The 9,695-nt window shown below is 30.9% G+C and carries 5 protein-coding genes; 4 read left to right on the top strand and 1 reads right to left on the bottom strand.

Annotated elements, in window-relative coordinates:
* Positions 1-284: 284 nt before the first annotated feature.
* Positions 285-1,025, bottom strand: a complete 741-nt coding sequence (gene yaaA, locus BM384_RS12415) for a peroxide stress protein YaaA (protein WP_090014044.1) — start codon at positions 1,023-1,025, stop codon at positions 285-287.
* A gap of 182 nt (positions 1,026-1,207) precedes the next feature.
* Between yaaA and BM384_RS12410 the strand changes: the two genes are divergently transcribed.
* The 4 genes from BM384_RS12410 to BM384_RS12395 all read left to right on the top strand — a co-directional run bounded on the left by BM384_RS12410 (position 1,208) and on the right by BM384_RS12395 (position 9,429).
* Positions 1,208-2,230, top strand: coding sequence for a C40 family peptidase (locus BM384_RS12410; RefSeq protein WP_242946026.1), 1,023 nt, complete (start codon positions 1,208-1,210; stop codon positions 2,228-2,230).
* 223 nt (positions 2,231-2,453) lie between these two features.
* Entirely contained in the window at positions 2,454-3,173 is a 720-nt protein-coding gene (locus BM384_RS12405; protein WP_090014042.1) for a M50 family metallopeptidase, read from the top strand.
* Positions 3,174-3,363: 190 nt separating this feature from the next.
* Positions 3,364-7,929 (top strand): glutamate synthase large subunit, encoded by a 4,566-nt coding sequence (gene gltB / locus BM384_RS12400; protein WP_090014040.1) that lies wholly within the window; start codon positions 3,364-3,366, stop codon positions 7,927-7,929.
* A gap of 12 nt (positions 7,930-7,941) precedes the next feature.
* A complete protein-coding gene (locus tag BM384_RS12395) occupies positions 7,942-9,429 on the top strand; it encodes a glutamate synthase subunit beta (protein WP_090014038.1) in 1,488 nt (495 codons plus the stop codon).
* Positions 9,430-9,695 lie beyond the last annotated feature (266 nt).

Here is a 9,695-nt window from a genome sequence, read left to right as displayed (position 1 = left end):
AACATAAGATCCATCGAAAATCAAAATACCTTGGGTCATATATGTCTCTTAGCTGTTGCACTCGCCGCAATCATTACCAATAAGGGCGATATGCTTCGTTCTTTAAGTAATCTTAAACGCGCGATTTAACTCTTTAACAATCTAATTTTTTACATTTACTATCCTTATAGGGATAGTCTGCCCTTTTTTAGGTCATATTATTAGTAGTTATCCTAATTTTACTATTTTTAATTCTCTAATCTATATTCAATTTTTTAAAGATCAATTATGCTCATCTCTATCATTTACTTTAAAAATACTAAATTGTTATTATCAGAATTATTTTCAGAGAAAGAAAATCCTAAATCTGAAAATCTTTTTATGTCTTGAATATTTTCTATATTATTTTCTGCCATAAAACGTACCATGCGCCCTCTAGCCATTTTAGCTTCAGTTGCTTTTGTTTTAATTTTTCCATCTACTAATGAGCCAAAGATAATATTAATAAATGTGTCTTCAGAGCTTAAGTATTTTTCAACACATTTACTATATTCTTTAGAAGCTAAATTAATAAATACTCTATTTTTCTTAATTAATTCTTTATATAAGTCATCTTTCCAAAAGTCATATAAATTATCACAAAAAGGTGTTTTGAATTTTGCCATCATTTCAAGTCTATAGGGAACAACCCCATCAAAGGGAGTTAAAATACCATAAAATGCAGATAAAATATTCAAATGCTTTTGAACATAATCAAGTTCATCATTGCTCATAGAATTAGGTGACATATATTTATATTGAATACCTTCATATGAAAATAAAGCTGGTGTAAGATTGTGCATTAAATCCATATTCTTATATCTATCATAATTTAGAGAGGCAATTTTGTCATTACAGCATAGAAGTAATTTTAATTCATCATATGACTTTCTAGATAATTCTTTAAGAAGAATTTTTGTTTTATCAATAAAGCATGGCATATCCTTAATAAGAAAATCATCACTACTTACCTTCATTTTTTTTGCAGGTGAAATTATTATATTCATTTTTACGACCTCTATTTTTTATTTATTTTTAATAGTATAGCATAAAAAATATAAAAAAATAATTACAAATAACATTATATAAAGTTTTTTTATAAAAAATGTATTTTATAATGGTTTTTGGAACAAATTAACTGTTAAAAAGGATTACAATTGACTAAAATAATAGACGGGGAAGAAAGAAGGTGTATTTTCTGGTAGTAATAAAAAACAAACCAAAGAAAATTCTTTCATTAATTTCGATTATTTTAATAATAGCTATGAGCCAATTTTTTGGTGGAGTTAAAGCTGAGGCAGCGACGTCCGGACAAGCTGTAGTGTCTTATGCGAAACAATTTTTAGGAAGACCATATGTTTATGGTGCGTCTGGGCCAAACAGCTTTGATTGTTCTGGCCTGACGTCTTATGTTTATAAGAATGCTGCAGGTATCAATATAGGTAGAACTACATATGACCAAATTAAATCTGGATTAGAAGTATCTAGAAGTAATCTTCAACCAGGAGATTTAGTTTTTACTAGTGCTAATCATGTTGGTATTTATGTTGGGGATAATAAAATAATACATTCACCTCAAACTGGTGATGTGGTTAAAATTTCCAACATATCTTCTTTTTGGAGAGCTAGAAGAATTATAAACAGTAGCAGTACTGCTAATAATACTACTTCAAATACTGGTAAATCTGAGCAGGAGATAATGCCAATTTGTAATGCTAGCTTTTATTCTTGGAAATATCAAGATTTAAAAAATGCTTTTGGTACTAATAGTACAAGCCTTTACAATCATTATATGAACTATGGAATAAATGAAGGAAGAATAGCTTCTGAAACTTTTGACGTAGTTTATTATTTAAATCATAACCAAGATTTAATTAATGCTTTTGGTAGAGGAAACTATAAGGCAGCATACAATCATTTTATTACATATGGATATAAGGAAGGAAGAGACCTATCACCTATATTTAATATGTCATATTATCTAAATAATAACCCAGATGTTAAAGCAGCATATGGAAACAATTATTTAGGCGTTATGTATCATTTCTTAGTGTGTGGAATGAGAGAGGGTAGAGTGGCATCTCCTAACTTTAATGTGCAAACTTATAAATCTAGATATGCAGATTTAAGAGCAGCATATGGTGAAAATAATGCTTTATATTATGACCATTATTTAATATATGGAATGTATGAAGGTAGAGCTGCAAATTAATAGAAATTAAAATATAGTATAATTAATGAAGAATTAAAAGAGAAAGTCTATATAGTTAAAGTAGACTCTTGTTAAGGAAACAGTAAAAAGGGTGATTTCTAAATTATTTAGGAGTCATCTTTTTTGTTTCATTAAGGTTTAAAATATATGATATTATAAGAATATATTGGAATTAAAATCAAAAAAGTAATAGAGAATCTTTTAAATTAACTGGGGGAATATTATGAAAGTGATTATATTTATTATTGAAGCTATAATTTCATATTTAATTGCAGGTTATGTTCATGAACTTGGACATGTAAGTGCAGGTATATTTTATGGATGGAAATTTGAAATGTTAGTAGTAGGACCTATAGGTTTTAAGAATGAAGATGGAAAAGTAAAAATATATTTGGAAAAAAACATGGTGTTTTGGGCAGGAGTTGGAGGGACTATGCCAAAGGACAATAGCACAGATAATATGAAAATATGGATGAAGATATTATTAGCAGGTCCAATGTTTTCATTAATCTTTGGACTATTAGTTTTACCAGTTGCATTATATACACAGATACTTTTTCTCATATTTCTAAGTTTTATGGCTATAGGTATGGGAATTGCATGTTTAATACCTATGAAAACAGGTATTTTATATAGTGATGGAGGTAGGATCTTAAGATTAAAAAGAGGAGGTCAGAAAGCCCTTGAAGAAGTAGCTCTATTTAATTTAACTTTAATTGATAATTTAGGGAGTAGTTATAAAGAATCAGATTATAGTTCTATTAGCCACTTAATAAACTCTGATGATTTAAATATAAAATATTATGGACATTATTTTGCATTTAAGTATTTTAAGGAAAGAGAAAATAAAGAAGAGGCAAAGAAACAGATACTACAAATGAATAAATTAGAAAGTTCTGTATCTAAAGTGATTGTAAAAGACTGTATGGTAAGTGAACTTTAGAGGACTCAAATTTTTGAGTCCTTATTATTTTTTATGTAAATTTGCTTAATTATTTTATACAGCAACTTAATTTTTTAAAGTTTTAAGGGGGACTTATTTAAATAAATAAGTAAATAATCTAGAAATCTTTTCAAAAGTTTAAAATAGAGTAATATGATATTAATAAGATGACTAGAAAGGATAGGTTACAATGAGAGATAATAATGATATTATAACAAAACAATCGAATTGTGGATTATACGATTCAAGATTTGAACACGATAACTGTGGTATTGGGGCTATAGTTAATATCAAGGGAATAAAAACTCATGAAACCGTAGCAAACGCTCTTAAAATAGTAGAAAACTTAGAACACAGAGCAGGTAAGGATGCTGAAGGTAAAACTGGTGATGGTGTTGGTGTACTATTACAAGTATCTCATAAGTTTTTTACAAAAGCAGTTAAAAATTTAAAGATTAATCTTGGTGAAGAAGGTGAATATGGTGTAGGAATGTTCTTCTTTCCACAAGACGAACTTAAAAGAAATCAAGCAAAGAAAATGTTTGAGATTATTGTTGAAAAAGAAGGCATTGAATTTTTAGGATGGAGAGAAGTTCCAACAGCACCAGAAGTATTAGGACATAAAGCTGTTGAATGTATGCCTTATATTTTGCAAGGTTTTGTTAAAAAACCAAAGGATGTTGAAAAGGGATTAGACTTTGATAGAAGACTTTATGTTGCGCGTAGAGTGTTTGAACAAAGTAATGATAATACATATGTAGTATCTTTATCTAGTCGTACAATCGTATATAAAGGTATGTTCTTAGTTGGACAACTTAGATCATTCTTTAAAGACTTACAAGATGATGATTATGTATCTGCCATAGCAATGGTTCACTCACGTTTTAGTACAAATACAAATCCAAGCTGGAATAGATCACATCCAAATAGATTTATTGTACACAATGGTGAAATTAATACTATACGTGGTAATGTTGATAAGATGCATGCAAGAGAAGAAAATATGCAATCTGATTTCTTAAAAGAAGAAATGTATAAGATTCTTCCTGTTGTTAATCAAGAAGGTTCAGATTCAGCAATGCTTGATAATACATTAGAATTCTTAGTAATGAGTGGAATGCCACTTCCACTTGCTGTAATGATTACTATTCCAGAACCATGGAGTAAAAATAGCAATATAAGTCAAGCTAAAAAAGATTTCTATCAATATTATTCAACAATGATGGAACCATGGGATGGACCAGCATCAATAGTATTTAGTGATGGTGATTTAGTAGGAGCAGTTCTAGATAGAAATGGTCTTAGACCTTCAAGATACTATATTACAGATGATGATTACCTAATTCTTTCATCAGAGGTTGGTGTTGTAGATATAGATCAATCTAAAATTGTTGTGAAAGATAGATTAAGACCAGGAAAAATGCTTCTTGTTGATACAAAAGAGGGAAGATTAATAGATGATGATGAAATAAAAGAATATTATGCACATAAACAGCCATATGGTGAATGGCTTGATAGCAATTTAATAAAATTAAAGGACTTAAAAATTCCAAATAAAAAGGTTCAAGAATATAGCGCAGAAGAAAGAGCAAGACTTCAAAAGGCCTTTGGATATACTTATGAAGATTTAAAAACTTCTATATTAACAATGGCTATGTCTGGTAAAGAACCAATGGGGGCTATGGGTAAGGATACACCACTTGCAGTTTTATCTAATAAGAAGCAGCCATTATTTAACTACTTCAAACAGTTATTTGCTCAGGTTACAAATCCACCTATAGATGCTATTCGTGAAGAGGTTGTAACTTCAACTTCAGTTTATATAGGTAAAGATGGAAATATTCTAGAAGAAAAAGCAGAAAACTGTAGAGTATTAAAGATTAACGATCCAATTTTAACAAGCACTGATATATTAAAAATCAAGAGCTTACATGGAGATGGATTTAATGTAAAGGTAATTCCTATAACTTACTACAAAAATACTTCACTTGAAAAAGCAATTGAACGTATATTCTTAGAAGTAGATAGAGCTTTTGCAGATGGATTTAATATCTTTATTCTTTCAGATAGAGGAGTAGATGAAAACCACGTTGCAATTCCTTCATTACTTGCAGTTTCAGCTATGCAACAGCACTTGGTTAAGACTAAGAAAAGAACTTCTGTAGCTATGATTCTTGAAAGTGGTGAACCAAGAGAAGTACATCATTTTGCAACTTTACTTGGTTATGGTGCAAGTGCTATTAATCCATATTTAGCTCAAGATAGTATTAAAGAACTTATAGACAATAACATGCTTGATAAAGACTATTATGCAGCAGTTAATGATTATAACCAAGCTATACTTGATGGAATTATTAAGATTGCATCTAAGATGGGTATTTCAACAATTCAAAGTTATCAAGGCTCTCAAATATTTGAAGCTATAGGTTTAAGTACAGAAGTTGTTAATAAGTACTTTACTAATACTGTTTCAAGAATTGAAGGTATTACAATTAAAGATATAGAAAATCAAATAGATGAACTTCATGCTGAAGCTTTTGACCCACTTGAATTAGATGTAGATTTAACATTAGATAGTGTTGGAAACCACAAATCAAGAAGTGAAAAAGAAGAACATTTATATAATCCTAAGACTATACATCTATTACAGATGGCTACAAGAACTGGAGATTACAATACATTTAAGGAATATACAAAACTTATAGATGATGAAACTAATAAAGTTAACCTTAGAGGTTTATTAGATTTTAACTATCCAGCTAAGGGAATTTCAATAGATGAAGTTGAAAGTGTAGATTCTATAGTTAAGAGATTTAAAACTGGTGCTATGAGTTATGGTTCTATATCTAAAGAAGCTCATGAAACTTTAGCTATTGCCATGAATAACCTTGGAGGTAAATCTAACTCTGGTGAAGGTGGAGAAGATTTAGATAGATTAACTGTAGGACCAGATGGTCTTAATAAATGTTCAGCAATTAAGCAAGTTGCATCAGGAAGATTTGGTGTTACTTCTAGATATTTAGTAAGTGCTAAGGAAATTCAAATTAAGATGGCACAGGGAGCTAAACCAGGTGAAGGTGGACACTTACCAGCTAAGAAAGTTTATCCATGGGTTGCAAAAACTAGACACTCAACTCCTGGTGTTGGATTAATATCACCACCACCTCATCATGATATTTATTCAATTGAAGATTTAGCTCAGCTTATATATGACTGTAAAAATGCAAACAAGGATGCAAGAATTTCAGTAAAACTTGTTTCTGAAGCAGGAGTTGGTACAGTAGCAGCTGGTGTTGCTAAAGCAGGAGCACAAGTTGTATTAGTATCAGGATATGATGGAGGTACAGGTGCAGCCCCTAGAAGTTCTATTCACAATGCAGGACTTCCATGGGAACTTGGTGTGGCAGAAACTCATCAAACATTAATTATGAATGACTTAAGATCTAAAGTAATTATGGAAACTGATGGTAAGCTTATGAGTGGTAGAGACGTTTTAGTTGCAGCACTTCTTGGAGCAGAAGAATTTGGATTTGCTACAGCACCACTTGTAACTATGGGATGTGTAATGATGAGAGTATGTAACCTTGATACATGCCCTGTAGGTATTGCTACTCAAAACCCTGAACTTAGAAAGAGATTTAAAGGTAAGCCAGAATATGTAATGAATTTTATGAAATTCATTGCTGAAGAATTAAGAGAATATATGGCGAAACTTGGAGTTAAGACTGTTGATGAATTAGTAGGAAGAACTGACCTATTAAGACAAAGAGATGATGTGTCTTGCGGTGAAGCAGAAGAGATAAGCTTAAAGAGAATTTTAGATAATCCTTATGTTGGAAAAGAATATAAAGTAGATTACAAGAAGAAGAATGTTTATGACTTTGAGCTTGAAAAGACTATAGATGAAAAAGTATTACTAAAGAAATTCAAAACAGCTCTTGAAAACAAGACTAAGAAAGAAATTGAAATAGATGTTACTAATACAGATAGAACTTTAGGTACTATATTTGGAGCAGAAATAACTAAGCGTTATTATAACACTCTTCCTGAAGATACTTTCACTGTTAAATGTAATGGTAGTGGTGGACAAAGCTTTGGTGCATTTATACCAAATGGTTTAACATTAAAATTATCAGGAGATTGTAATGACTACCTTGGAAAAGGATTATCAGGTGGTAAGATAGTTGTTGTTCCTCCTAAAGATATTAATCCTAAATTTAAGGAAGATGAAAATATAATTATAGGTAATGTTGCTTTATACGGTGCAACAAGTGGTAAGGCCTTTATAAATGGTGTAGCAGGTGAAAGATTCTGTGTACGTAATTCAGGAGCTACTGCTGTTGTTGAAGGTGTTGGTGAACACGGTTGTGAATATATGACTGGTGGATGTGCTGTTATCCTAGGTAAGACTGGTAAAAACTTTGCTGCTGGTATGAGTGGTGGTGTTGCTTATGTACTAGATGAAGATAGAGATCTTTATACTAAGTTAAATAAAGCACTAGTTTCTTCTGAAGCTTTAACTTCTAAATATGATGTATTAGAACTTAAAGAAATTATTGAAGAATATGTTGAAAATACAAACTCTACAAAGGGTAAGAAAATCTTAGAAAACTTTGGGGAATATTTACCTAAATTTAAGAAGGTAATACCTCATGAATATAAGAAGATGCTACTTACAACAGTTGCAATGGAAGAAAAAGGACTTAGCAGTGAACAAGCTCAAATTGAAGCTTTCTATGCTAATACAAGAGGATAGGAGTGTAGAAAAATGGGAAAACCAACAGGCTTTTTAGAATATGAACGTGAAGAAAGCAAGGCTTTAGAACCTAAAGAAAGAATTAAGAATTTTAATGAATTTCATGCACCATTATCAAAGGAAAAGCAACAAATTCAAGGGGCTAGATGTATGGAATGTGGTGTGCCTTTCTGTCAGTCAGGTATACTAATTAAAGGAATGGTAACAGGATGTCCACTTCATAACTTAATACCAGAGTGGAATGATTTAATATATACAGGTAACTGGAAACAAGCATATAACCGTTTAAAGAAAACAAATAATTTTCCTGAGTTTACTTCAAGAGTATGTCCATCTCCATGTGAAGTTGCATGTACATGTGGTTTAAACAATGAACCAGTTTCAATAAAAGAAAATGAAAGAAGCATAATTGAAAGTGCTTATGAAGAAGGACTTGCTAAGGCAGATCCTCCAAAAGTAAGAACTGGTAAGAGAGTAGCTGTAGTTGGTTCAGGTCCTTCTGGACTAGCTGCTGCTGATCAATTAAATAAAAGAGGTCATTTAGTAACTGTTTATGAGAGAAGTGATAGACCAGGTGGATTATTAATGTATGGTATTCCAAATATGAAGCTTGAAAAACATGTTATTGAAAGAAAAATAAAAGTCATGGAAGAGGAAGGTATTACATTTGTAACAAATGCTGATGTTGGAACTAACTATAAGGCATCAAAGCTTGTAAAAGAATATGATGCAGTAGTTTTAGCGTGTGGAGCTTCTAATCCAAGAGATATTAAGGCACCAGGAAGAGATGCAGAAGGAATTTACTTTGCTGTTGATTTCTTAAAGAGAACTACTAAGAGTCTATTAGATTCTAACTTTGAAGATAAAAAATATATAGAAACAAAGGGTAAGAATGTAATAGTAATTGGTGGAGGAGATACAGGTAATGACTGTGTTGGTACATCAATACGACTTGGAGCAAAATCAGTAACTCAGCTTGAAATGATGCCTAAGCTTCCAGATGAAAGGCAAGAAAATAATCCATGGCCTGAATGGCCAAGAGTCTGCAAAACAGATTACGGGCAAGAAGAATCTATAGCAGTATTTGGACATGATCCAAGAATATATCAAACAACTGTTAAAGAATTCATAAAAGATAAGACTGGAAAGCTTACAAAGGTTAAACTTATAAAGCTTAAGTCTGAAAAGGATGAAAAGACTGAAAGATTTAAAATGGTAGAGATTCCAGGAAGTGAAACAATAATAGATGCTGATATAGTATTAATTGCAGCAGGCTTCTTAGGAAGTGAAGGATATGTTACAAAAGCTTTCAATGTTAAGGTTAATGAAAGAACAAATGTATTAACAGCTGAAGGCAAATATGAAACTAGTACAGAAAATGTATTTGTTGCTGGAGATATGCATAGAGGACAATCTCTTGTAGTATGGGCTATAAGAGAAGGTAGAGAAGCTGCTATGGCGGTAGATAAGAAATTAATGGGATACAGTAATTTAAAATAAATGCTTTTGGTTATTCAAAAAGATCAGTTATGTTTTCGGACATAGCTGATTTTTTTATAAATTAACATAGGGTTTTGAGGAGAATTTTATCTGAGATTATATACAATAAAAGGAATATTTGTGATAAAGTGTTGTATTTGAAGTGGATATATTGTATAATTTTAATGTGATAAATAAAAGACCAGCTAATAATAGTCAAGTAAATTTTAAAAAATAATATTTTTTAAAAAAGGGTATAGCAAACAAACCATTTGTAAAACACGAAT

Origin of the sequence: Clostridium sp. DSM 8431, assembly GCF_900116755.1 — a bacterium.
Classification (GTDB): Bacteria; Bacillota; Clostridia; order Clostridiales; family Clostridiaceae; genus Clostridium.
Note: the sequence above shows the minus strand (reverse complement) of the source record. Positions and strands in the feature narration are given on the sequence as shown.

Coding starts and splice junctions, on each gene's coding strand:
- yaaA (WP_090014044.1), bottom strand. CDS start 1,025: ATGAATATAATAATTTCACCTGCAAAAAAAATGAAGGTAAGTAGTGAT.
- BM384_RS12405 (WP_090014042.1), top strand. CDS start 2,454: ATGAAAGTGATTATATTTATTATTGAAGCTATAATTTCATATTTAATT.
- gltB (WP_090014040.1), top strand. CDS start 3,364: ATGAGAGATAATAATGATATTATAACAAAACAATCGAATTGTGGATTA.
- BM384_RS12395 (WP_090014038.1), top strand. CDS start 7,942: ATGGGAAAACCAACAGGCTTTTTAGAATATGAACGTGAAGAAAGCAAG.